We start from the raw sequence: 25,146 nt of genomic DNA, 5'->3' as shown, positions 1-25,146 counted from the left end.
TAACTTTAGTCAAGCATCCTTGTTTGACCCCAGATTGTTCGGGATATTTTTCCAGTTCAACTCTCTTGAATCTGTTCTCTCGGTATCGGCTTCGGAGGTCTGGGTATGAGTCGAGTTTGAGTGGTTTGTAATTGCTTAATGGCGATAATCAAACGCTTCAGGTGAGGCTTGATCACTTCTTGATGTTCTTGGGAGAGTTGGTTGAGTTGACTTTGCAGTTGTCCGAGATCAACATCCGGTTTATAGGGAGGAATGGGTTGTCCTTTTTGTAGTGTCAAGATCGCCTGTTGAATTTCACTCACTTGTCCGTTAACGCCCTGCAAATTTTGTTGCGTGTTGGCGATTTCTTGATGCAGTTGTTGTCGCATTTCTTCTAAGGCAGTGGAAATGTTATCCTGCATTGAAGACAGGTTTTGATTCATTATTGCTACCTGCTGTGAACGATAACTGGTTTCCAGGGAGTCTTGCAGGGGGAGTTCATCTTGTTTGTGTTGCAACGAAGCGATCTCGCTGCTGAGTTGCTGTCGAATTAGCCAAATTGCTCTGACTGAATTTCGTTCAAGCTGGTTGATTGACTGTTGAATTTCAGCCATCTCTTGTTGAGACAGTTGAACTTGCTGTTCAAGTCGGTAGCGATTGGCAACATTGAGCGACAGTGCTACAGTTAAGGGAGCCACACCGTAGAAAGCTTGACCCGACAGAGCAACCACCAAAGAACCAACCGCAGAACTGAGGAGAGAAATATATTCTGCAACTTCTAACCAGTGTCGTTGTTTCAGTTTCTTCACAACTGCACCTGAAGATAGAGAATTAGATAAGGGCATAGCCTGATTTGAAATTCGATCTGATCGGGGTTGCTCGGTGTGGGAGAGTTCAGGAAACATTGTCTTGATCTCAATAAGGGGACGACTGAAGGCGCTCGGGTAGATTTTGAGAAAGAGTTGTGTCTATCCCTAGTTTAATGGGTCTGGGATATCTCTGTCTAAATCTATACGGAACGTTAAAGCCTGGGGTTCGATAAGCTGATCCGGGTCAGCCATTCAGGGTAAACTGAAACAGCCAGTCAAACTAGAGGTTTAGATCAGTTGAGAAACGCTAAAATCTATAGGGTAGACTCAGACATCCATTCGATTTAATTGTTGTTTAGTAAAATTCCAGCTTGAAAATGAAACCTGAAAATTCGAGTTTTTTTGATAAAATCCGACCCCTTTTGAGTATGACTCTGTTTGTCATTTTAGTGATTGGAGTCGGTTTTTTAAGCATCAATTTTATTTTGGCTTTGATTGCTAAATTCAGTTAAAATCAACGTTAATGTAAAAATTTTCGGACTTGGTATTCGTAGCTGTTGACAATAGGCATTCTTAAGTCTCCCATGCGACGATCTAACGCATCGATTTCATCTTGAGGAATAGATTTCCACTGCTGGCGAGTTTCCCAACGAATTACCAAGACGATTTCTTCTTTTTGCGGATCAATCCACGTTTCTTTTCCAAGAAAACCCGGATATTGTTTGAGTCCTTGTGTCCAAACTTCTTCATCTCGCTCTAGAAAGGCTTCCCATTTTTCTTGAGGAACCTTAAACTGTAACCATTCAATTACCATTTCCATAAAAATTTGAGTTTGATCAAACCCAGGGGAATTCAAAGAATCTCCCCCATCTTGCATTCTAACGATTCTGCAAAAATTGTCCCGCTAACCGCATCGCATCAGCTACATCCACGTCACCATCTTGATCCGCATCTAAAAAGCTACTGAGTACCGAATTAGAGCTTTGTTGAGGATTTTGAGTTGGATTACCTGTTTTCAACAGATTTAACACCAAAGGAACTAAAGCAGGTAATAAACTTTGAATGGTACCAGCATCTATCCCCGTTCGGCTAGAAATCGTTTGAGCCACTTGAGCCTGTTGTTCCGGGGAAAACAGCGAACTCACCGCTTGGGAATTTTGACCCGTACCGCTATATTGATTAACAAAAGCTTCTACAGACTCATTTCCCTGGTTGGTTCGCTTCTGTTGCAATGCAGAACGGACATAACCCCCCAAAACCGATAACGCAGTTTGAGTGGTATCTGAGGAAATGCCCTGATTATTGGTGAGCTGCTGTACGGTACTCAAAATATTATCAAGCTGAGTATTACTCGCTTCTTGGTTTGGGTCGTTCAAAGCACCCACGATTTGATCGAAAAGTCCCATAAGACTAAAAAGGAATGGATGAAATTATCCCTAGTTTACCTTATTATTTTGGGCAATCCAATCTAGATGGGGTGAATCCTCCGGGCTTGTAGGTGTGCGGTTAGCATCCAGTTGAGTGTTGGATGTCGTCGGGTATGGCTGCTTAGGGAAACCGCCTCTAGGTGCTGAAGGAAGCCTCAACATTGCCCTTGTAGATCTACAATTCTGAGTACAAGTCTATTGATCTCAGGTTGATCTGTCTCAACTGACTTAAAATTGATCTAAATCTTCCCAGCTCATTGCAACCTCACGGATGTCTTTAAGCTCCAAAACCCCCAACTCTTCTCTTAGTAGCCCGACTCCAGTAGGGCTAAAACTGTCGTTATTCCATCGTCTGGGGATTCGTCAGAAAATTGGCTTGGGCTATGCTCTAGTGATTGGAATTGCCATGTTAGGTGCGATCACAAGCTTTATTGTAGAAGGATACTACAAAGGAAAACTCAAAGAGCAGTTTCCCATCGATCAAGAGAAATCACAGGTTTTAACAGGGATTAATCATAATGTTTTTGAGTTGAAATCAAGCCAGGAAGAATTAGCCGGTTTAATTAATCAATCTTCATCGCTTGCCGATTCTATTTCAGAAATACGTTCGGGAATTTTTGAAATAAACCGTCAACTTCAACAGCTTAAGTTTGTCCCAGATATTGATAATACAGAAGTTCAAAATGACTATTTAAAAATTCAAGAATTGTCTCAAAAATATACAGAAAATCTCAATCGCTACGCTCAAAAATTAGAGCAAATTTTGCAAACGCTAGAGTCCGGAAAAAAGGATCAGAAAACTCAACAAACCCTGAAAAATGCTTTAATTCAGTTTAGTCGCAGTCCAGAAGCTCAAAATTTATACAATTTATCTCAAGAATCCATCGCACTCTCCGTTAAGCTCGAAAATCGCGTCAGTCAAGGACTGAAAGCCAGTGAAAAAGCTGAGTTATTAGGCAATCAAATTATCTTTTTTAGTCTACTGATTTCCTCTTTTGTCGGATTAGTGTTAGCGGTTTATATTAGTTGGGTGATCGCTTATCCGATAGAATTGATGATCAAAGTGGCGAATCAAGTGGGTGAAGAATCCGACTTTGCTATACAAATTCCCGTCACAACCGAAGATGAAATCGGAGAACTCACAGATGCTTTAAATCATCTCATTCAGAGAGTCGCTGAGTACACTGAAGAGTTAGAGAAAGCTAAATTATTAGCCGAAGCTGCCAACCGTTCAAAAAGTGTATTTCTCGCCAATATGAGTCACGAACTGCGAACTCCTTTGAATGCGATTATTGGTTATAGTGAAATGCTGCATGATGAAGCCGATGATTTGGGTTATAACGATTTTATCCCTGACTTGGAAAAAATCCAAACGGCCGGAAAACATCTGCGAGATATGATTAGCGATATTCTGGATATTTCTAAAATAGAAGCGGGTCATGTCACCCTTTATTTAGAAGATTTTGCCGTTGAAGAACAGTTACTTCAAGATGTTATGACCACGGCTAAACCTCTGGCTGAAAAGAATCGCAATGTGATTAAAGTCGAAGCTAAAAATGAAATTGGTCGAATGTACGCGGATTTGCCAAAAGTCAGACAAATCCTTTTAAACTTATTAAGTAATGCTTGTAAATTTACTCAAGATGGTACGATCACAATCTATGTTAAACGAGTCAAAACAAAGCCCTCTACGACTCGTCGAAAAACCTCCCAATCCGGAAGTCGTTTCGGCGGAAATAAAATGCAGCAATATCTAATTTTTCAGGTGAAAGATACCGGAATTGGGATGAGTGAGGAACAACAAAAACTGATTTTCAAAGCCTTTACTCAAGCTGATGCTTCCACTACTAAACGATTTGGTGGAACTGGACTCGGACTCGCCATTAGTCAACGGCTATGTGAAATTCTCGGGGGGGGAATTACGGTTGAAAGTGAAGTCGGAAAGGGTTCAACCTTTACCGTTTGGCTTCCGGTTCATGTGAAAATCTAAACTCATACATTTTACCCTCCATAGACGACTGCGGCGATCCGTACCTGAAAGGGGAGGAATATTGTACTCAATCTCTATTCGAGGTAAGCTACAGTTTAAGAGTTCTCACGGGGATCAACATCTGGGCGATTTCTCTCGGAGATCTTCACGCTCAAATCAAAGTCAGACATTTTAAAATTGAATTGAGGATCTGATCGCTGAAGTTTACCTTTGAAAATCATCTATCCTGTCAATCAATTTTAGCGTTATAGGCGAACATTCTTAACAATTTACTCTATAAATTCAAGATAAGGAGAATCAAATCAATGCAACCCTCTGATCCAAGTAAATTCACCGAAAAATCTTGGGAAGCCATAGCTCGAACTCCTGAAATCGTTAAACAAGCTCAACAACAACAGCTTGAAAGTGAACATTTAATGAAAGCTTTACTCGAACAAGAAGGACTCGCCAGCAGCTTATTTAGTAAAGCAGGTGTCGCTGTTCCTCAACTGCGAGAAAAAGTTGATGCTTTTATCGATCGCCAACCCAAAGTCAAAGGAAGCAGTACAAACGTTTATTTAGGCCGGAGTATAGATCCTTTATTGGATAATGCAGAAGCCTATCGTCAAGAATATGCAGACGAATATATCTCTATCGAACATTTGCTCTTAGCCTACACCAAAGATGATCACTTTGGCAAATTACTGTATCAAGAATTTAAACTAGATGAAGCCAAACTTAAACAAACCATTACTCAAGTCCGAGGAACTCAAAAAGTGACCGACCAAAACCCGGAAGGGAAATATCAATCTCTCGAAAAATATGGGCGAGATCTCACCGAAGCCGCCCGTAAAGGAAAACTTGATCCGGTAATTGGACGGGATGATGAAATTCGTCGCACGATTCAAATTTTAAGTCGTCGAACTAAAAATAATCCTGTATTAATTGGAGAACCAGGAGTTGGAAAAACCGCGATCGCGGAAGGACTCGCCCAACGAATTCTCGCCGGAGATGTTCCCCAATCTCTCAAAGATCGCCAATTAATTGCTTTAGATATGGGAGCCTTAATTGCGGGGGCAAAATTCCGAGGAGAATTTGAAGAACGTCTGAAAGCAGTTCTCAAAGAAGTTACTGATTCTGAGGGTAAAATAATCCTGTTTATTGATGAAATTCATACCGTTGTTGGGGCGGGTGCAACCCAAGGCGCGATGGATGCGGGAAACTTACTCAAACCGATGTTAGCCCGAGGTGAATTGCGGTGTATTGGGGCGACTACTTTAGATGAATATCGCAAATATATCGAAAAAGATGCAGCCTTAGAACGACGGTTTCAACAAGTTTATGTCGATCAGCCGAATGTTGTTGATACCATCTCCATTTTACGCGGTTTAAAAGAACGCTATGAAGTTCATCATGGGGTGAAAATTTCTGATAGCGCTTTAGTCGCTGCGGCTACTCTTTCGACTCGTTATATTAGCGATCGCTTCTTACCTGATAAAGCGATTGATTTAGTCGATGAAGCGGCGGCTAAACTCAAGATGGAAATCACTTCTAAGCCCGAAGAACTGGATGAAATAGACCGCAAAATTCTACAACTGGAAATGGAACGGTTATCGCTGCAAAAAGAAAGCGATCCTGCTTCTATTGAACGCTTAGACAAACTCGAAAAAGATCTCGCTAACCTCAAAGAAGATCAACACGCGCTCAATGCCCAATGGGAAGCTGAAAAAAATGTGATTAGCAATATTCAGTCGATTAAAGAAGAAATTGATCGGGTGAATATTGAAGTTCAACAAGCCGAACGCAATTATGATCTTAACCGAGCCGCTGAGTTGAAATACGGCACATTATCGGAGTTGCAAAAGCAGTTACAAGCCGCAGAAGCTCAACTTCAAGCGACTCAAACCAGTGGAAAAACCCTACTGCGAGAAGAAGTGACCGAAGCCGATATCGCTGAAATTATTTCTAAATGGACGGGAATTCCGATTAGTAAATTAGTCGAGTCGGAAAAAGAAAAACTCCTCAACCTCGATAATGAACTGCATCAGCGAGTGGTTGGACAGGAAGAGGCGGTGACAGCCGTTGCAGAGGCGATTCAGCGATCGCGGGCGGGGTTAGCCGATCCCAAACGTCCGGTTGCCAGTTTCATCTTCCTCGGGCCAACAGGGGTCGGGAAAACCGAACTCGCTAAGGCGTTAGCGGCTTATTTGTTTGATACCGAAGAGGCGATGGTTCGGATTGATATGTCCGAATACATGGAGAAACACGCCGTTTCCCGGTTAATTGGCGCGCCTCCAGGATATGTTGGGTATGATGAGGGCGGTCAACTCACTGAAGCCATCCGTCGTCGTCCCTACGCGGTGATTTTGTTTGATGAAATTGAGAAAGCCCATCCCGATGTGTTTAATGTGATGTTGCAAATTCTCGATGATGGTCGCGTTACTGATGCTCAAGGTCACACCGTTGATTTTAAAAATAGTGTGATTATTATGACCAGTAATATCGGTTCTCAGTATATTCTTGATATTGCCGGAGATGATTCTCGCTATGAAGAAATGCAAGGTCGGGTGATGGATACCATGCGAACAAGTTTCCGACCGGAATTTCTCAACCGGATTGATGAAATTATTATTTTTCATCCTCTACAACGTCAACAACTGCGCCAAATTGTTCTACTCCAAATTCAACATTTAGTCGAACGGTTAGCCGAACGGAAAATGTCGTTAAAATTGACTGAAGCGGCTGTTGACTTTTTGGCCGAAGTCGGGTTTGATCCGGTGTATGGTGCGCGTCCGTTGAAACGAGCCATTCAACGAGAGTTAGAAACTCAACTTGCTAAGGGAATTTTGCGCGGGGAATTCAATGATGGAGATACAATTTTTGTAGACATTGAAAATGAGCGGTTAACGTTCAAACGGCTACCCGTTGAGTTGTTAAAAGTGAAGTAGTTCACAATACCATGTCCTGTTAGGGCGGGTTTAGTTCAATCTCTGACGGGTGTCATAGATCTTATAGAACCCGCCCCTACACAATTAGGATTGATTAATCGGACATGATATTACTTCTTGATGAAGCTTTACCGAGAACTAGAAGGTAAAGACAGAGGCGGTAAAGGGGCTTGAGGTTCAGAAGAAGAATGATGTCCGTTTTTCTGAGTTTCGGGATAATCTTCTGAAATCAAAAGTTCACGAATTAACCGCGCCGCCGTTTTTTGGGCTAACTCACCTGCGACTTGTTGACCCAGTTGACGAACTTCGGGTTTCGCCAATAATTCTGGAACTTTCTGAACCAAAATCATCGGATCAAATCCCTTGGTTTCTTGCAAAATCGCAACAATGCGCTGAATCTGTTCTAAATTGCTTTGATTTTGAGTGGAGGTGACGACAGGTTTTGTACCATTGGACGATGGGGGTTTAATACCCATCCATTCTGCCACTTTCAATTGGGCTTTTGTCAGGGCGTTGCGAGAGGCTAAATCGATATTTTTAACAATTTCATTGGCTAGCCGTTCTCGGATAAATTCTCCCCGTTCTGAAAATAAAAAGTCTAACGTTTGGTCGAGAACTTGGTTAATATCATAATCATCACTATCGCGAGCATTTTTGAGCAGATTTTCTAGACGGTTCCAACGCAGAGAACCATCTTTAAACAGCAAATCTTTTAGAGAAGTTCTTAGTTGGGGAGAAGGGTCGGTTAATAACCGTTTAGCCACGTAGGGATAGGCTTTACTCAGGACTTTAAAGTTCGGATCTACGTTAATTGCAATTCCTTCTAACGTCACTAAGGAGCGAATAATCAGCGCGTAGTAAGCCGGAACTCGGAAGGGATATTCATACATCAATGCCGATAGTTTATCGGTAATACTTTTGAAGTTGAGTTCTGCAACACTCGCACCGAGCGCATCATTAAAAACAGAAGCCAGAGCGGGAATAATCGGCGTTAAATCCGTATCAGGAGTTAAAAATTCCAGTTTGACATAATCGTTTGCTAATCCCTCAAAATCTCGGTTGACCAAATGCACCACTGCTTCAAGTAAACCATAGCGTTGATAGGGCTTGACTTCACTCATCATCCCAAAATCTAGATAAACTAACTTGCCATCGGGACTGGCTAGTAAGTTACCGGGGTGAGGGTCAGCATGAAAAAATCCATGTTCGAGTAACTGACGCAGGGAACATTGTACTCCCACTTCAATCAGGTAACGAGCATCAATTCCTTTGGCTTGAATTTCATCTAAATTGGTTAATTTTGTTCCATTAACCCACTCCATTGTTAACACTCGTCGTCCGGTGTATTCCCAGTAAATTTTAGGAACATAAATATCCGGCAAATGACCATAGAGTTTTTGGAAGCGTTCGGCGTTGCGACCTTCGTGAGTATAGTCCATTTCCTCAAAAATTCGGTAGCCAAACTCATCCATGATGGCGACTAAATCGCTACGAATGCGGGTAATCTTTTTTTGCGCCCAAATTGCTAAAGTTCGCAACAGGTGAATATCGAGTGCAATAGATTCTGATAAGCCGGGACGTTGAACTTTAACGGCAACGGTTTCGCCTGTTTTGAGTTTTCCTTTATAAACTTGTCCTAAAGAAGCTGCTGCTAGGGGATTGGCAGAAAGTTCGGCATAGATTTCGTGAGGCTTGGCGCCGAGTTCTTCTTCGATAAAACCATAGGCAATTTCATTAGAGAAAGGAGGAAGTTGGTCTTGGAGTTTGGTTAATTCTTCTAAGAAAATCGGTGAAACTAAATCAGGTCTTGTGGATAAGGCTTGTCCGACTTTGATAAATGCAGGGCCGAGTTGGGTGAGTGTTTGACGCAGTTGTGTCGCTCGTTTTAGCTCATTTTTCTCAGCACGTCCTCTTTTTTTGTCGAGCCAGATCCCGAATACCAATGAGGTAAATTTCCAGATGATCGTGATCAGTCGTCCCCAAACTTGTAAAAAGCGAGAGCGGTAATGGGCTGCAATCGCAACTGGATCGTAACGTAGAGAATCGTCAGGGGCATCTGAGGATGGATATTGCGATTCGTCTAGGATGGGAACGTCCTCAACAGTCACAAGCTGGGATTCCACATCTACAGTGGGGGTGAGCGGATCAATGGGATAAGGCGCTGTAGCTCTCATAGGAGTTGGGGGTTGTGAATCAACCCAGGGTAAAGTCGGCGATACCGTCTTGATATCCATAAAGTATAGGATTTAGTCTGAGCAGTATTGTTAACTATTGTAACAACATCGGCTCATGCACTTTCAATATCTTCAGGTTCGGACTTCAACAGTCGATTACAGATCTCGTGTAGATGTTGTTGGGTATTGGCTGGAAGTCGCGGTTGAGGCATATCTAAGTTCGGCCAAGTGGGTAAATCAAAGCAGGGACAACAGCTTGCTGGCATTCCCCGAGTCCGGGACGGTACGGGCATCGCACAACGAGCGCATTCTTCTATTTCCCAAGCGTTTGTCAGCAGTTCACTAATGGGTACGTCTGTCCCTTCTAGGTAGCAATCCCCTGACTCTGGAGAGAGGATTTCTTGCCAGCAGTTTTCAAATTCTGGGCTGTAGTGATCGCCCTCAAACAGGGGTTGAGGTAACAAAGATTGTTCTCCATTGCGAAGAAGAACTTTTTTGCCCAATTGAAACCAGTATGCCAGATATTGTTTAACTTGACGGTACGAAGACATTGGTCGTTCTCATTATAGTTAGCGTTCAGTTTTATTTTATCGAGAGTTGGCAGCTCTGAGGAGCTTCTATTCTGGATTAAATCTAAAGTTTATCCCTTGATATTCAACCCCAGACCGAAATCAATCTGCAAAAATGGCTTCGATCTGGTGATGAAATTTATAGTGAATAGATGGCTTTTAGTGTAGTCAAAAACCGACTTAAAAGTCATCTAACTTCAGGCGAAAAAAATAATCAATCTCTAGAAAGAGTTGTGAACGTTTATCAAGGAGAGACCAAAATTCTCTAAGTTTTATTTGAAAATTCTGCTCAAATGGGTTTAATCCAGAAAAAAAGCCCATCACTGAACAGTTACCAGTCACCAGTCACCAGTTAACAGTTTTTACACTGAACAGTTATCAGTTTTTCACCATTCTCTGTCCCCTGTAACCTGTAACCTGTAATCTGTAACCTATTGCCTCTTGGCACATGAGCTGTTGCCGATGAGTAAATTGTGAGTAAAAAGTAAAGTTCTAAACTAAACCTTAAAGGCTTAAAGCTTTACGGGGTGAGGAGAGAAAATGGTTGTACACTGTGTAGTTAAGAACGATTAAGTCCCTAGATATTATGGAACTGCTTTATCAATACGCCTGGTTGATTCCAGTATTGCCCTTACTCGGGGCGATGTTTGTTGGGATAGGCTTAATTTCATTTAGTCGAGCCACCAACAGTCTCAGAAAAGCAAGTGCAGTATTTATCGTCTCCCTACTGGGAGGGTCGATGGTGCTGTCCTTTGCCATACTCTGGAGTCAAATCAACGGCCACGAACCCTATACCTACATGATTGAATGGGCAGCCGCAGGCGATTTTACTCTGCGTATGGGCTACACCATTGACCATCTGGCCTCAGTCATGTTGGCGATTGTTAGCACTGTAGCCTTTTTGGTGATGGTTTACACCGATGGTTACATGGCTCACGATCCGGGATATGTGCGTTTTTATGCGTACTTAAGCCTATTTAGCTCCTCAATGCTAGGCCTTGTGATCTGTCCGAACTTGGTACAGGTTTACATCTTCTGGGAACTGGTGGGGATGTGTTCCTACCTGTTGATCGGATTTTGGTATGATCGCAAACCCGCAGCCGATGCTTGCCAAAAAGCCTTTGTAACCAACCGTGTGGGTGACTTTGGTTTGTTACTCGGAATGTTAGGGTTATTTTGGGCAACCAACACCTTTGATTTTGAGTTGATGGGTGAACGCTTAGAAACCCTCGTCGAAACAGGCGGGTTAAGCGTTGCATTAGCCAGTCTATTTGCAATTTTGGTGTTTTTAGGCCCCGTTGCCAAATCTGCCCAATTCCCCCTTCACGTCTGGCTACCCGACGCGATGGAAGGCCCGACCCCGATTTCGGCTTTAATTCACGCCGCGACAATGGTTGCAGCCGGAGTATTCCTGATCGCCCGGATGTATCCGGTGTTTGAAGGTTTACCCATCGTGATGAACGTCATCGCCTGGACGGGCTGTTTTACCGCGTTTCTGGGGGCTACGATCGCCCTAACCCAAAACGACATCAAAAAAGGTCTCGCCTATTCCACCATCTCCCAACTCGGTTATATGGTGATGGCAATGGGTGTCGGTGCTTACAGCGCTGGACTGTTTCACCTGATGACTCATGCTTATTTTAAAGCGATGTTGTTCCTGTGTTCGGGTTCTGTGATTCACGGCATGGAAGCCGTTGTCGGACATGACCCGGTTTTAGCCCAGGATATGCGGTTAATGGGCGGATTACGCAAATATATGCCGATTACGTCCGCTTGTTTCTTGATCGGTACCCTGGCAATTTGTGGGATTCCTCCCTTTGCAGGATTTTGGTCAAAAGACGAAATCTTGGGTAATGCCTTTGAAGCCAATCCCGCCTTATGGGTGGTTGGTTGGTTAACCGCAGGGATGACAGCGTTTTATATGTTCCGAATGTACTTCAGCACCTTTGAAGGCGGTTTCCGGGGCAATGACGCCACGATTAAACAACAACTGTTAGCCGCAGCCAATGGCCCTAATTATGCGTTTGGCCCCGGTGCGATGAATCCTCAAGAGTTGGTCGCCGAAACCGAGGAACACGGCCACGATGATCACGGTCACGATCATGGTCATGGTCACAGTCATTCCCCTCACGAGTCCCCCTGGGCGATGACAATTCCCTTGATGACGTTGGCGATACCGTCGATGTTGATTGGGTTGTTGGGAACGCCTTTTGCTAACTATTTTGAGGAGTTTATTCACGCCCCCAGTGAAACGGAAGCGCAAATTCTCGAAAAAGCGGCAGAATTTGATTTAACTGAATTTCTGATTATGGCGGGAAGTTCGGTGGGTATTGCTTTACTGGGAATTACACTCGCTTCTTTGATGTATCTCAGTCGTAAAATTGATCCTTCAGCGATCGCTGAGAAAATCAAGCCATTATATCTGTTTTCTCTCAATAAATGGTATCTTGACGACTTGAATGATTTCTTATTTGTTCAAGGTCTACGACGTCTGGCCCGTCAGGTGATGGAAGTGGATTTTCGTGTGGTTGATGGTGCCGTTAACCTCACGGGTTTAGTCACGCTATTATCCGGTGAAGGGTTGAAATATTTTGAGAATGGTCGCGCCCAATTTTACGCCTTAATTGTGTTTGGGGCGGTATTGGGTTTTGTGGTGTTCTCTGGCGTGAGTTAGGTTAACAACCTCAAAGTAGGGTGGGTGAGGTTTTTAACTTTGATCGTTAAGTTATAGCCGCAATTGTCATCCACCCTACACGATTCCTTCAGGTTTCAATCCCCTTGCGGGGAATTTAATGATGGAAAGAAGATGATTAGCGCATCTGAATAGGTTTAAATGTTTCTTTTAACAAATTTTTTATGCCTGATAACTGGCTTGAATTTATTGAAAACGCTATCACTAAAAACACCATAAGTAAAATGAAAAAATTATTTAATTTATTATTCAAAGGATTGGTTGGTTCACTTCTCTCGTCAAAAGAGTTTTGAGTTATTTTTCCATTATTATTTTCCCAATTCCATCCCCTCACTTTGCCGTTTTTATTTTCAAAAAAACTTTGGGACTCTTTTCTGTTAATCTTCATCTATCCACCTCTGGTCAAATACTTTCAATATATTCTAACATTGCGGGGAATTAAGCATTGGAAAGTGATCTGGAGTGTGTCTTCAAGGAATTAGAGCTAAGAGTTTCAATCCCCTTGCGGGGAATTAAGCATTGGAAAGCTCAGACATGGGTGGGGGGGGGTTAGCGTGTGACGTTTCAATCCCTTTGCGGGGAATTTGGCTTTGGAAAGTACCCTATCGTTAATAGCGACGGCATTCGGCGCTATCGAAAGTTTCAATCCCCTTGCGGGGAATTAAGCATTGGAAAGCCAGTTCAGCAGGCATCACCCGACAGTCCAAAACCAAAACCCGACCCAAGCGAACCGAGATGTTGTTGGTTCGGAAGCGGAAAAATGCGGACAAGAAAATCGTTTCTTTTAGCGGTCAGTTGAGCTTATTTGAAATTTGAAAGCGATCGCCAATCCTCAAATATCCCGCCCCGGACAGTAAGCTCTGATGGCGGGACTTCTAATTGAAAAATAAACGAATAGCAGCGTTATATTTTCGTCGGGATCTTCTACTGTCATGTCTGCTTTATCTCCCAATATCCGAGCCAAATCCCGATCCGTCTTTCCCTCTTCTGCCCACTGGCAATGTTGCTTTCCGAGAGCGATCGCCCCCTCCCACCCGAGATATTTTCTAAAAACCTCCTGCGCCTCTTTGTTCATCTGCGGGTCGGTGTATCCATCATTTATTGCCTCGCGAACTTCCCGCTTGAACCGGGCATCGGGGGATACATCCAAACAGGAAACCAACAGGAACGGTAACGCGATCGCCAAACACTTAAAATTATTCTTCTTCAACGAAATCCTCCAACTTGTTTCAATCCCCTTGCGGGGAATTAAGCGTTGGAAAGCTTGTTTTTCCGCTTCGGTTTCGAGCATATCTTAAGAGTTGATTATACAGTGACTTGCTGGTGTTGTCTAGGGAAGTGAAAAAAATTGCTCTAGATTCACAACTATTTTAGTATCCACAAGCTGACCCGTCCCTTCTGGAATGGGTGAACCATAGATAGCGATCGCAACCTTCCCGCCAAACTTTGATTATTTTCAATGGAAACAACAACACGAACAAGCAATTTAAAACTTAGAGAAATCTAAAAACAAAAAGCGATCGCGTATTGCTATCGACATGAAAGGTATGCCAGTAAGATTCCATCCCTCGACTCTGGACAAATCCCGTCTAAAGTCTGAAGAAAAGGTGAAGTATAAGCCCTATTACTCAAATTTTGCGGATCTATAATAACTTAGCACTGATTGTATCATCAGACATGAATCTCGAACATTTTCCCTGGTTAACGACTACTATTCTATTTCCCATTGTCGCCGCGTTGCTGGTGCCATTTATTCCTGACAAAGACGGGCGCACGGTACGCTGGTATGCTTTGGTCATTGGGCTAATAGACTTTGCTATTATTGTTTACGCTTTTTGTACTCAGTACGACTTCAACAAACCCGGCTTACAACTGTTTGAAAGCTACGCCTGGATACCTCAACTCGATTTAAACTGGTCTGTTGGGGCGGATGGTTTGGCAATGCCTCTGATTTTGCTAACGGGGTTTATTACCACCCTAGCGATTTTAGCAGCTTGGCCTGTGACCTTTAAGCCGAAGTTATTTTATTTCCTGATGTTAGCGATGTACGGCGGACAAATCGCTGTATTTGCCGTTCAGGATATGTTACTGTTCTTCCTAGCCTGGGAACTGGAACTCGTTCCGGTTTACATGATTTTAGCGATTTGGGGCGGTAAAAAGCGTCAATACGCCGCGACAAAGTTTATTTTGTACACCGCAGGGGGTTCGCTGTTTATCCTGGTTGGCGCCCTAACGATGGCTTTCTACGGCGATACGGTGACGTTTGATATGTCTGCGATCGCCGCGAAGGATTTCCCGATTAAACTAGAACTATTGCTGTATGGTGGCTTCCTGATTGCCTACGGCGTGAAATTGCCGATTTTCCCCCTTCACACCTGGCTACCCGACGCACACGGAGAAGCCACAGCCCCGGCGCATATGTTACTGGCGGGAATTTTGCTGAAAATGGGGGGTTATGCGTTACTACGGATGAACGTAGGAATGTTACCGGATGCCCATGCGACGTTTGCCCCGATTTTAATCATATTAGGGGTTGTGAATATTATCTACGCTGCCCTGACGTCTTTTGCTCAACGAAATCTCAAGCGGAAAATTGCCTATTCTTCTATTTCTCACATGGGATTTGTTTTAATTGGCATGGCATCTTTTACCGAAATTGGGTTAAGTGGTGCGATGCTGCAAATGATTTCTCATGGGTTAATTGGGGCGAGTTTGTTTTTCCTTGTCGGTTGTACCTATGACCGTACCCATACATTGATGTTAGATGAAATGGGCGGTGTTGGGACGAAGATGAAGAAAGTTTTTGCGATGTGGACGGCTTGTTCAATGGCGTCATTGGCGTTACCCGGAATGAGTGGATTTGTTGCAGAAGTGATGATCTTTATTGGTATTTCTACCAGTGATGCTTACAGTCCGACGTTCAAAGTTTTAGTGGTGTTTCTAGCCGCAGTTGGGGTGATTTTAACGCCAATTTATCTGCTTTCAATGTTACGAGAACTCCTCTATGGCCCGGAAAACAAAGAGTTAACTTCTCACGAAAAACTGGTGGATGCCGAACCTCGGGAAGTGTTTGTGATTGCCTGTTTATTAGTACCGATTATTGGGATTGGGTTGTATCCGAAGATTGTTACTCAAATCTATGATTCAACCACAACGCAGTTAACGGCTTTGATTCGTCAATCGGTACCAACCTTAGGAGATAATCCTCCGATTGCCCAACAAAAGCAAGAGTTGTTGTCATTTACCGCACCGAATATTCCTCAGAAATAACCTGAATTGTCTGTAGAGTACCCCCAATTTTAGGGGGTTTTTTTATGGGAAAAATTAACCACGAAGACACAAAGACACTAAGATTTTATCAGGAATTCAATGATGGTACATTTACAGGTATAGCACTACGCATAACGGTTAGGACATTGGTAAATGCTGAAAATATTTTCTGCTGGCACTTTTGCCTCTTGCCTGTTGCCTTTTGCCTAGCGCGTAGCGCTATATCTTTACCCTAACCGACGCTTCGTGTTCAATATCAAAACAGTTATCCGGTTCAATGCCTTGCATCATTTCTGGATTTTTGAACGTTGTTGAACCCAAAGGACAAAACTCAAGATCAAGTTCTTCTAAAAGGATTTCAATATTAATGGGGTGGTGAAACCGGAGGGGAGAACTTGTCGATTTGGAGTATAAAATTCTATAATAAAAAACATCAATCAACCTTTTTCTACAACAACCAATGGAACCGGTAGAACTGACCCTTGCCGCTTTAGCTGCGCTGATCATCACCAAAGCAACAGAAAAAACAGGCGAGAAACTGGGGGAAAAGTTATTTGAACAAGGGGGAACTTTGCTGCAACAGCTTCGATGTAAATCTCCCCAAACTGCATTGGCTATCGAAAAGGTGAATGAAACGCCTTTAGATTGGGGTCAAGCGGTGATTGATGTCAAGAAAACGGCAGAAACCGATCCAGAATTTGCTAAAGTAGTTGAGGATGTGGAAGCAACCATCATCGAAGATGCAGACCTCAGAAAGAGGTTAGAAGAAATTGCGACAACTATTAAATCTCAACCTGCAACCGTTAACAATTCCGCCAAGTTAGCCGAGAAAATTAACGCTTTGTTTCAGGGAACAACCATCACAGGTGGTAACGTTGGAAATACAGGTATTGTAGGTAGTACCATTGAAGGCGGTACATTTAATATATGACTGCATCCAAGCCCCCAAACCCCCAATACTGGGGGCTTTCAAGAAGGTTCTCCCCAAACTTGGGGGGCAAGGGGGGCTAAACCCTACCAAAATTTAGGGCAACGGGGCATTCTCGAACCCGAGAAGTTTTTTGGACGGGATGAACCTCTCGAAGAACTCCACCAACTTCTACAACAAAATACCCAAGTTGCGATCGCCGCAGCAGTGGTGGGAATGGGAGGAGTCGGCAAAACCGAACTCGCCCTCCAATACGCCCGCAAACATCTCCACGATACCTACAAAGGGGGCGTTTGCTTCATTTCCGGGGGGAGTTTCATCTTTGAGGTGATTAAATTTGCCCGTCCTCGGTTTTTCCCCAAGATGGATTTTACAGGCTTTTCGGAAGCGGAACAGTTGGCTTATTGCTGGCAACATTGGGCGGAAGGTGAGGTGTTGTTAATTGTTGATGATGTCATCGGCTACAAACAACGGGTTCAGCCCTATTTGCCGGGTTCTCCTCGGTTCAAAATATTAATCACCACGCGAGAACAGATACCCAACGTTACTCCCCTAATTTTAGAGGTACTTCACCCCGATGATGCTTTAAAATTACTAGAGTCTATCGTTGGTAGCGATCGCATTAAAGCTGAACACCAAACCGCCCAACAACTCTGTGAATGGTTGGGATATTTGCCCTTGGGGTTAGAATTGGTGGGGAAATATCTGGCAGAACAAGACAATAAGGATCTTTCCCTCGCCGAGATGCAGAAACGCCTGCAACGCAAACGCCTAAAACATAATTCTCTCGGAGATGCAAACGCAGCAGTAACGGCAAAATTGGGAGTCGCCGCAGCATTTGAGTTGAGTTGGGAACGGTTACAAAAACAGCCAGAAACTCAACTGTTGGGTTGTTTGTTGTCTCTGTTTTATCCCGATGAGATTTTGTGGGGGTTGGTTGAAATGGTGTATCAAGGTTGGCAGGGGGAGGAAATTGATCTCGAAGATGTTGAAGACGGCAGACGCCAGTTAGTTAAACTCAGTCTCCTCAAACAAACCAAACCGAAAACCTATCGCCTCCATCCACTCCTGCGAGAGTTTTTCCGCGACAAACTGGAGGAACAGGAAGCCGCAGCCGCAATGAAACAGGCTTTTGTCATCACAATGGTTAAAATTGCCGATCAAAAAATTCCTCAAGATATCACCACCCAACAGGTTAAACAGGTTGAACCTGCCATTAAACATATCGAAGAAGTTGCTAATCGTTTCACTGAGTTGGTGTTGGATGAAGATTTAATTACACCGTTTACTAGCTTGGGTTGGTTCTATCAAGGTCAAACCTTGTATTCTCAAGCTGAACCTTGGCTGAAGAAAGGTTTGGAGGAGGCAAAAACCCGTTTCGGAGATGAACATAACGCTGTTGCCGCCAGCCAGAACAACCTCGCTTTACTTTACAAGTCCCAGGGACGCTACGCCGATGCCGAACCCCTGTATCGGCAAGCCTTGGAAATGAAACGGCGGCTGTTTGAAGGCGACCATCCATCTGTTGCCACCAGCCTGAACAACCTCGCCGGACTTTACGAGTCCCAGGGACGCTACGCCGATGCCGAACCCCTGTTTCGGCAAGCCTTGGAAATGTGTCAACGGCTGTTTGAAGGCGACCATCCCGATGTTGCCTCCAGCCTCAACAACCTCGCCGGACTTTACAAGTCCCAGGGACGCTACGCCGATGCCGAACCCCTGTATCGGCAAGCCTTGGAAATGTTTCAACGGCTGTTTGAAGGCGACCATCCATCTGTTGCCACCAGCCTCAACAACCTCGCCGGACTTTACGACTCCCAGGGACGCTACGCCGATGCCGAACCCCTGTATCGGCAAGCCTTGGAAATGTGTCAACGGCTGTTTGAAGGCGACCATCCATCTGTTGCCACCAGCCTCAATAACCTCGCCTACCTTTACAAGTCCCAGGGACGCTACAGTGAGGCTGAACGTCTGTATCGGCAAGCCTTGGAAATGAGACAACGGCTGTTTGAAGGCGACCATCCATCTGTTGCCACCAGCCTGGACAACCTCGCCGGACTTTACGAGTCCCAGGGACGCTACGCCGATGCCGAACCCCTGTTTCGGCAAGCCTTGGAAATGTGTCAACGGCTGTTTGAAGGCGACCATCCATCTGTTGCCACCAGCCTCAATAACCTCGCCTACCTTTACCAGTCCCAGGGACGCTACAGTCAGGCTGAACCTCTGTATCTGCAAGCCTTAGAAATGATACAACGGCTGTTTGAAGGCGACCATCCCAAAGTTGCCACCAGCCTCAACAACCTCGCCTTGCTTTACGAGTCCCAGGGACGCTACGGCGAGGCCGAACCCCTGTATCGGCAAGCCTTAGAAATGAGACAACGGCTGTTTGAAGGCGACCATCCCGATGTTGCCATCAGCCTCAACAACCTCGCCTCCCTTTACTACTCCCAGGGACCCTACGCCGATGCCGAACCCCTGTTTCGGCAAGCCTTGGAAATGTGTGAACGAACTCTTGGAGATGGTCATCCCCATACAATGATGGTTCGAGGAAATTATGCAGACTGCTTGAGAAAATTAACGGCAACTCAAAAAAACAATCAATCTCAATCTCAAAATAGTTCTTCTTTTGAGGATATTCTTCAGCAAATGCAAGCAATTATTGACCGCTCATTATAATATGCAATAGCAACCCTAAACACAGATAAAATTTTAGTTCTGCACTATGAACTGACTATTACTGAAAATCTTTAAAATGCGATCGCTATGCTTCAAAGTCCCTCGCCTTGTAGGAGAGGGATTTAGGGAGAGGTTCTTCACAGTTTTTCGCCTTTTAAAAGAGGGATTTAGGGAGAGGTTCTTCAAAGTCCCTCGCTTGGTAGGAGAAGGATTGAGGGAGAGGTTCATTTTCACCAACTGCGATTTTATTCACTCCGAAGCGACGCCAAACCCCGTATATTCTCGAACAGAAATTGGCTGAACTCCCAAAACAATATCTTCCTTTGGAATTCCCAACGAAACTAATTCTTCAGCAAGACTGTAATCCGTTTGATTGCGTTGAATCCAGACTTTATTATTCTGAATATTCAAGTGCATCACACAATTATAAATCCGACGGTAATTATCCCATCCAAAATCCACAATTAAATAATGATCTCGTTCCCGATCAAAAATGGGATGAACCTCAAATTCACCATTAGGAGACTGACCTTGACAATGTTCCAGCAGTAATTTTTGAATACATTGACGGTAGTGTTCTAGTCGATCCATTGAACAATCACCTCATCAGTCGGTTCGTAAACAATTAGTTTTATTTTATACTTTTTGATAGCCGTTTGGGGGAGTTTTCGTTGAAAGAAGACTTCATAAGCGGAAATGGGAACTGCTAAATAGAGTGTACGTTCGGGTTCGCTTTCTTCAAGCACTAAGCGATAATTTAAAAATTGTCCTAACGCAGTATGAAAGTCCGATAAAGCAGAATCTCTTAAAAAGCTTTTAACTTCAACTGCAATTTTTACTTCTGCTTTTTCTGCTACAATAAAATGTTCTGCGGCTAAATCAATTTCAACTAGATCATCTTTCCCAAACTCAATTCTTAATGGATCATGGGTGATCATCCACTGTTCTTTCTGAAGTGCTTTTTTAACAGCATTATGAAATCGATCTCTAGCAGACATTTTTTCAACGACTTTACAAGCTTATATGATTATAATATATTGGTTTTCATCGCTTCGGCGATCGCCAAATTTAAAACAAAGTCCCTCGCCCCACCCCCCTTTTTAAGGGGGGATTAAGGGGGGATTGGAGAGGGATTTAGGGAGAGGTTCTTCAAAGTCCCTCACCCCACCCCCCTTTTTAAGGGGGGATTAAGGGGGGATTGGAGAGGGATTTAGGGAGAGGTTTTAACTGCAAATAATTCCGCCACCTAACACAATTTCTCCATCGTACCAAACCGCACCTTGACCGGGTGTAATTCCGAAAATGGGTTCATCAAAAATCAATTTGACTTCTTCGCCTTCTGGGGAATTTAACGGTACAACCGTAACAGGTTGGGGTTTTGTTCGATAACGAATTTGCACTTCAGCGCGAATGGGAGAAGTGGGCGGCGCCATTGATACCCAATTCACCCGTTTAATGATACACTCCGTTTGAGTCGCATTTTCGCGATCGCCAACAATCACTTGATTTCGTCCGGCATCAATGCCAATAACATATAATGGGTTTGGCGCGGCTATTCCTAAACCTTTGCGTTGTCCGATGGTATAGTGATGAATCCCTTCATGCTGACCTAAAACTTGACCATTTTGATCAACAATATCGCCTTTTTGACCTGTAATATATTTATCCAAAAACGCCCGCATTGAACCATTTGCCTCAACCAAACAGAGGTCTTGACTTTCCGGTTTATCCGCCGTTTTCAAGTTATATTCAGCCGCAATGCGTCGGGTTTCACTTTTGAGAACTTCCCCCAAGGGAAACACAACACCCGCCAACAAATCTTGAGTTAAATCATACAAGAAATAGGACTGATCTTTACTTTTGTCAACCGCTCTTAAGAGTTGATAACGGTCACTTTGTTGATCATACCGAATTCTGGCATAATGACCTGTAGCAATCAAATCAATGCCTAATTCTTCTCGTGAATAACGCAACATCGGGCCGAATTTCACGGCTTTATTACATTGAGAACAGGGTAAGGGGGTAATCCCCGCACTATAGCCTTCGACCAAATAATCGATAATATGAGTTTGAAACAAATCTCGACTGTCCACGATATGATGAGGAACGCCTAACTGTTCGCAGATAAACGCGGCATCAACCATCCCTTCCGAACAGCATTGACCTTTTCCTTTCATTAACCATAGCGTTAACCCCACCACTTCATAGCCTTGGTGGTGCAGAATAGCGGCGGCGGTTGAACTGTCAACTCCTCCTGATAAACCGACAACGACTTTTTTCATGGGATTAGGCGATAATAAGCTGCTAGTTTAGATGTACTTCTCTATAAATGATGACATTATTACGCTTAGTGTTGGAGGAACCGAGAATGTCTGTAACTTCTATGATAATACATAAAAACTACAAACGGTGGATTCAGCAGAGATTGCGAACCCCACTAACGGCGATTTTACTGCTATTGGGGACGGGTTTAGCTGAAATTTCTCCAGGGTTCGCACAGCAACAACGCTATGGGGTATATGTTAACAGCGATAGTCCCTTTTTGTTAGAAGTCGTTCAGCAAGTCCAGCCCGGCGCCGTGATTCGCAACTACAGAAATCGCAGAATCATAGATGCGGGTATCTATTTTAGAGAGAGTGAAGCCGAAAGAGTCGTTGAAGATTTGCAATCCTACGGTATAGAAGCCCAAATTACCAACTTTGAAGACGACAAAGTGTTTACAGGGGCGATTAATCCGGCACCTCCTATTGTTCCTTTACCCACTAACGAAGAAAAACCGATTGAAACAAATATTCCGCCGATTTATGTCTTTCCTGAAGGAAGTTTGGGTTTATATCAAGTGTTTGTGAGTGTTAATGATGCTGCGTTATTTGAGGTGTTGAAAGTAGCACCGAATGCTAAGGTGAAAGAATATCAGGGTAAACTGCTTATTCAAGCGGGGAGTTTTGTCAATTGGAGTAATGCTCGACTCCTGGCGGATGAATTAAACTTGCGAGGAATTCCTTCGGAAATTATTCAAAGTTTGCAAGATTTGCAGCTTTGGGTGGCGATTCAACCTGAAGTTCCCACGACACCTATTACCTCTAAACCTTCGGATACTGACGGTTATGGGTTATCGGAGACGAATCGTTATTTTGTGTTAATTCCCGCTCAAGCTGCTGATTTAACTATCATCGCAAATGATGTGATTACGTTGGGTGCGCCGGAAAACAGTGTGATGATTCAAGACTTAGCAGTTGACCCTTTTATTGCAGTGGGGCCATTTGCAAATCAAACCCTTGCTAAAGAATGGGAAGATTATTTTATTGATGCAGGAATTTCGGGAGCGCAGGTTTATTTTGGTAAGTAGTCAGTAGGTTGGCTAGAACGAAGTGAAACCCAACAATAATTATTCAAAGTTGGGTAGTAGGTTGGGTAGAACGAAGTGAAACCCAACAATGTAAAAACCCAACAATATAAAAACCCAACAATAATTATTTAAAGTTGGGTAGTAGGTTGGGCAGAACGAAGTGAAACCCAACAATAATTATTTAAAGTTGGGTAGTAGGTTGGGTAGAACGAAGTGAAACCCAACAATAATTATTTAAAGTTGGGTAGTAGGTTGGGTAGAACGAGAGTGAAACCCAACAATGTAGAAACCCAACAATGTAGAAACCCAACAATAATTATTCAAAGTTGGGTTTTTTACCTCAACCCAACCGACGAGTTGTAGAATGGGGAAACGAAGTCTTTGAATGTTGGGTTTCGTACCTCAACCCAACCTACTATTTAATTATGTTTAACCGTCAAAATAGAACCGAAATTCAACAGTTTGTCGTCACTGCTCAACAAATGCAGGCGATAGAAACTCGTCTGTTTGATGCAGGAATGCCTGTAGCAGCATTAATGGAAAAAGTCGCCGGACGCCTGACTCAATGTATTCTGAGGAAAATAGAGTCAATTCCTGTTACTTCGATTGGGGTGATTGTTGGGCCGGGTCATAACGGCGGGGATGCCTTAGTTGTCGCCAGGGAATTACACTTTTTAGGATATTCTTTGGTTGTTTATTGTCCGTTTTCTAAACAAAAAGAACTCACTCAATCCCATCTTAAGTATATCACAAGTTTGGGGATTTTGATTGATCAAAATATTGAATCTTTGCAAAACTGCGATGTAATTATTGATGGGATGTTTGGCTTTGGTTTAGAACGTCCGATAACTGATGAATTAGCAGAAGCCGTGAATCAGATTAATGCTTGGAAGAAAAGGGTTTTGAGTATTGATTTACCTTCCGGGATTCATACGGATACCGGAGAAGTTTTAGGAACGGCTATTAACGCGACTGACACCTTTTGTTTGGGATTGTGGAAGTTAGCATTTTTACAAGATTCAGCCTTAGATTATTTGGGAAATGTTGAACTGATTGACTTTGATATTCCCTTAGCTGATATTCAGGCTATTTTAGGGAAAAACCCCGAATTTCGACGGATTACTAAAGAAAACGCCATCGCTGATTTACCCTTACCTCGTCCTTTGACTTCTCACAAATACAAGAACGGTAATTTACTGATTGTAGCAGGTTCTCATCGTTATACGGGAGCCGCAATTTTAGCAGGTTTAGGGGCGAGGGCGTCGGGTGTGGGAATGCTATCTATTGCAGTTCCTAACTCGATTAAACCTTTATTGAGTAGCCAACTTCCAGAAGCTTTAATTGTGGGTTGTCCAGAAACAGAAGATGGGGCAATTTTAGACTTTCCCTCTCATTTTAGTTTAGATCAATTTGATGCGATCGCCTGTGGCCCTGGTTTAACACAATCAGCTAGTACAATTGTACAAATGATTCTCGACGGTAATCAACCGTTAATTTTAGATGCAGATGGTTTAAATATTTTAGCCCAACTTGACCCCATTTCTACGCTATCTCAACGACAAGCGGCAACGGTTATTACTCCTCATCCGGGTGAATTTAAGCGATTATTTCCTGATTTAGTCGAGGAGTTAAAGAATCGTATATTAGTCACGCAAAAAGCCGCCCAACAAAGTCAAAGTATTGTCCTCTTAAAAGGGGCGAGAGTTTGTATCGGAACCGAGAACACAGTTTGGATGAATCCCGAAAGTACACCCGCATTAGCTAGAGGAGGAAGTGGTGATGTTTTAACGGGTTTATTAGGTGGATTATTAGCCGCAGTGGTGTTAAATCAAACGCCCATAGATGCTATCGTGAAAACAGCCGTTTGGTGGCACGCCCAAGCCGGAATAAAAGCAGCAAAAGACAAAACAGAGTTGGGTGTGGATGCGTTTACATTAACCCAATACTTGAACTTATTGCAATTAGGTTTAAATAGCAATAATCACAACTAAAATCGTCCTTACCAAGAGAAGCAGGTTTAGAGCAAGGTCGTTTACGACGGATTATTTTTGTGCTACAATAGTTTATCGTGGCTTGATGCCGATAATCTATGCTTGTGTATGAAATGAAGCTGCAAGGAACACAATACCAGTACAGAAAGTTAGACGAAGCTATCCGTACTGGTAGGTTTGTTCGTAACAGCATCATCAAAGCATGGATAAATGGTCAAGTTAAAAGTCGCAACGATGCCTATCGCTACTGCAAACTGCTGTCAGACAACCCTAGTTTTCCCTGGGTGAACAAACTCAATTCTATGGCTCGACAAGCGCAGGCAGAGAGAGCATGGGCATCAATTTAAAAACGGATAGAGAAGCGG

Annotated in this window: 19 protein-coding genes and 1 pseudogene; 9 read left to right on the top strand and 11 right to left on the bottom strand. The window is 43.5% G+C overall.

From position 1 onward, the window contains the following. Positions 1-56: 56 nt before the first annotated feature. The 3 genes from WN50_RS26250 to WN50_RS26240 all read right to left on the bottom strand — a co-directional run bounded on the left by WN50_RS26250 (position 57) and on the right by WN50_RS26240 (position 2,194). Positions 57-824, bottom strand: a complete 768-nt coding sequence (locus tag WN50_RS26250) for an AAA family ATPase (RefSeq protein WP_152964934.1) — start codon at positions 822-824, stop codon at positions 57-59. Between the two features lie 484 nt (positions 825-1,308). Continuing rightward, a complete protein-coding gene (locus tag WN50_RS26245) occupies positions 1,309-1,665 on the bottom strand; it encodes a TIGR03792 family protein (RefSeq protein WP_235441136.1) in 357 nt (118 codons plus the stop codon). A gap of 1 nt (position 1,666) precedes the next feature. Beyond that, a complete protein-coding gene (locus tag WN50_RS26240; protein WP_046278310.1) occupies positions 1,667-2,194 on the bottom strand; it encodes a DUF937 domain-containing protein in 528 nt (175 codons plus the stop codon). A gap of 292 nt (positions 2,195-2,486) precedes the next feature. Here WN50_RS26240 and WN50_RS26235 point away from each other — a divergent pair, with 292 nt between their 5' ends. Then, positions 2,487-4,205, top strand: coding sequence for a sensor histidine kinase (locus WN50_RS26235; RefSeq protein WP_046278311.1), 1,719 nt, complete (start codon positions 2,487-2,489; stop codon positions 4,203-4,205). Positions 4,206-4,510: 305 nt separating this feature from the next. Continuing rightward, positions 4,511-7,132 carry an ATP-dependent chaperone ClpB gene (gene clpB, locus WN50_RS26230; protein WP_046278312.1) on the top strand — a complete coding sequence of 874 codons (2,622 nt, stop codon included), beginning with the start codon at positions 4,511-4,513 and terminating at the stop codon, positions 7,130-7,132. A gap of 128 nt (positions 7,133-7,260) precedes the next feature. Here clpB and WN50_RS26225 read toward each other — a convergent pair whose 3' ends face one another. Then, on the bottom strand, positions 7,261-9,366 hold the full coding sequence (locus WN50_RS26225) for an ABC1 kinase family protein (RefSeq protein ID WP_046278602.1): 2,106 nt from the start codon (positions 9,364-9,366) through the stop codon (positions 7,261-7,263). Between the two features lie 53 nt (positions 9,367-9,419). Next, on the bottom strand, positions 9,420-9,857 hold the full coding sequence (locus WN50_RS26220; RefSeq protein WP_046278603.1) for a hypothetical protein: 438 nt from the start codon (positions 9,855-9,857) through the stop codon (positions 9,420-9,422). A gap of 604 nt (positions 9,858-10,461) precedes the next feature. Between WN50_RS26220 and WN50_RS26215 the strand changes: the two genes are divergently transcribed. After that, entirely contained in the window at positions 10,462-12,549 is a 2,088-nt protein-coding gene (locus WN50_RS26215) for an NAD(P)H-quinone oxidoreductase subunit 5 (protein WP_046278604.1), read from the top strand. 136 nt (positions 12,550-12,685) lie between these two features. Here the strand turns inward: WN50_RS26215 and WN50_RS26210 are convergent, their stop codons facing one another. The 3 genes from WN50_RS26210 to WN50_RS26205 form a co-directional block, all read right to left on the bottom strand. After that, complete coding sequence (locus WN50_RS26210) at positions 12,686-12,955, bottom strand: hypothetical protein (RefSeq protein ID WP_046278605.1); 270 nt, start codon at positions 12,953-12,955, stop codon at positions 12,686-12,688. A 220-nt stretch (positions 12,956-13,175) separates the two neighbouring features. Further along, positions 13,176-13,337: a hypothetical protein gene (locus WN50_RS34895; RefSeq protein ID WP_160315445.1), complete on the bottom strand. Its 162-nt coding sequence runs from the start codon at positions 13,335-13,337 to the stop codon at positions 13,176-13,178. Positions 13,338-13,399: 62 nt separating this feature from the next. Then, the gene (locus WN50_RS26205; RefSeq protein ID WP_046278606.1) at positions 13,400-13,858 is read right to left on the bottom strand and encodes a DUF732 domain-containing protein; all 459 of its coding nucleotides are present in this window, start codon (positions 13,856-13,858) and stop codon (positions 13,400-13,402) included. A gap of 386 nt (positions 13,859-14,244) precedes the next feature. On the opposite strand from WN50_RS26205, the gene WN50_RS26200 reads away from it, so the two are divergent. The 3 genes from WN50_RS26200 to WN50_RS26185 all read left to right on the top strand — a co-directional run bounded on the left by WN50_RS26200 (position 14,245) and on the right by WN50_RS26185 (position 19,441). Then, positions 14,245-15,837: an NAD(P)H-quinone oxidoreductase subunit 4 gene (locus WN50_RS26200; protein WP_046278607.1), complete on the top strand. Its 1,593-nt coding sequence runs from the start codon at positions 14,245-14,247 to the stop codon at positions 15,835-15,837. Between the two features lie 460 nt (positions 15,838-16,297). Next, positions 16,298-16,768: a hypothetical protein gene (locus WN50_RS26190; RefSeq protein ID WP_046278609.1), complete on the top strand. Its 471-nt coding sequence runs from the start codon at positions 16,298-16,300 to the stop codon at positions 16,766-16,768. Beyond that, positions 16,769-19,441, top strand: coding sequence for a tetratricopeptide repeat protein (locus WN50_RS26185; protein ID WP_342586784.1), 2,673 nt, complete (start codon positions 16,769-16,771; stop codon positions 19,439-19,441). Between the two features lie 249 nt (positions 19,442-19,690). On the opposite strand, the gene WN50_RS26180 is transcribed toward WN50_RS26185, so the two are convergent. The 3 genes from WN50_RS26180 to mnmA form a co-directional block, all read right to left on the bottom strand. Continuing rightward, the gene (locus WN50_RS26180) at positions 19,691-20,032 is read right to left on the bottom strand and encodes a XisI protein (RefSeq protein WP_046282353.1); all 342 of its coding nucleotides are present in this window, start codon (positions 20,030-20,032) and stop codon (positions 19,691-19,693) included. Further along, positions 20,020-20,439, bottom strand: a complete 420-nt coding sequence (locus WN50_RS26175; RefSeq protein WP_046282352.1) for a XisH family protein — start codon at positions 20,437-20,439, stop codon at positions 20,020-20,022. The genes WN50_RS26180 and WN50_RS26175 overlap by 13 nt, the downstream gene beginning before the upstream one ends. Positions 20,440-20,664: 225 nt before the next feature. Continuing rightward, the gene (gene mnmA / locus WN50_RS26170) at positions 20,665-21,723 is read right to left on the bottom strand and encodes a tRNA 2-thiouridine(34) synthase MnmA (protein WP_046282351.1); all 1,059 of its coding nucleotides are present in this window, start codon (positions 21,721-21,723) and stop codon (positions 20,665-20,667) included. Positions 21,724-21,809: 86 nt separating this feature from the next. On the opposite strand from mnmA, the gene WN50_RS26165 reads away from it, so the two are divergent. From WN50_RS26165 to WN50_RS26155, 3 genes and pseudogenes are all read left to right on the top strand, one after another. After that, the gene (locus WN50_RS26165; protein ID WP_049561246.1) at positions 21,810-22,790 is read left to right on the top strand and encodes a hypothetical protein; all 981 of its coding nucleotides are present in this window, start codon (positions 21,810-21,812) and stop codon (positions 22,788-22,790) included. Positions 22,791-23,215: 425 nt separating this feature from the next. Next, complete coding sequence (locus WN50_RS26160) at positions 23,216-24,781, top strand: bifunctional ADP-dependent NAD(P)H-hydrate dehydratase/NAD(P)H-hydrate epimerase (protein ID WP_046282356.1); 1,566 nt, start codon at positions 23,216-23,218, stop codon at positions 24,779-24,781. Positions 24,782-24,879: 98 nt separating this feature from the next. After that, a pseudogene (locus WN50_RS26155) lies at positions 24,880-25,125 on the top strand (hypothetical protein); the annotation flags it as partial. Positions 25,126-25,146: the final 21 nt, after the last annotated feature.

This window comes from Limnoraphis robusta CS-951 (assembly GCF_000972705.2).
This window is presented reverse-complemented; position numbering and strand designations above follow the sequence as displayed.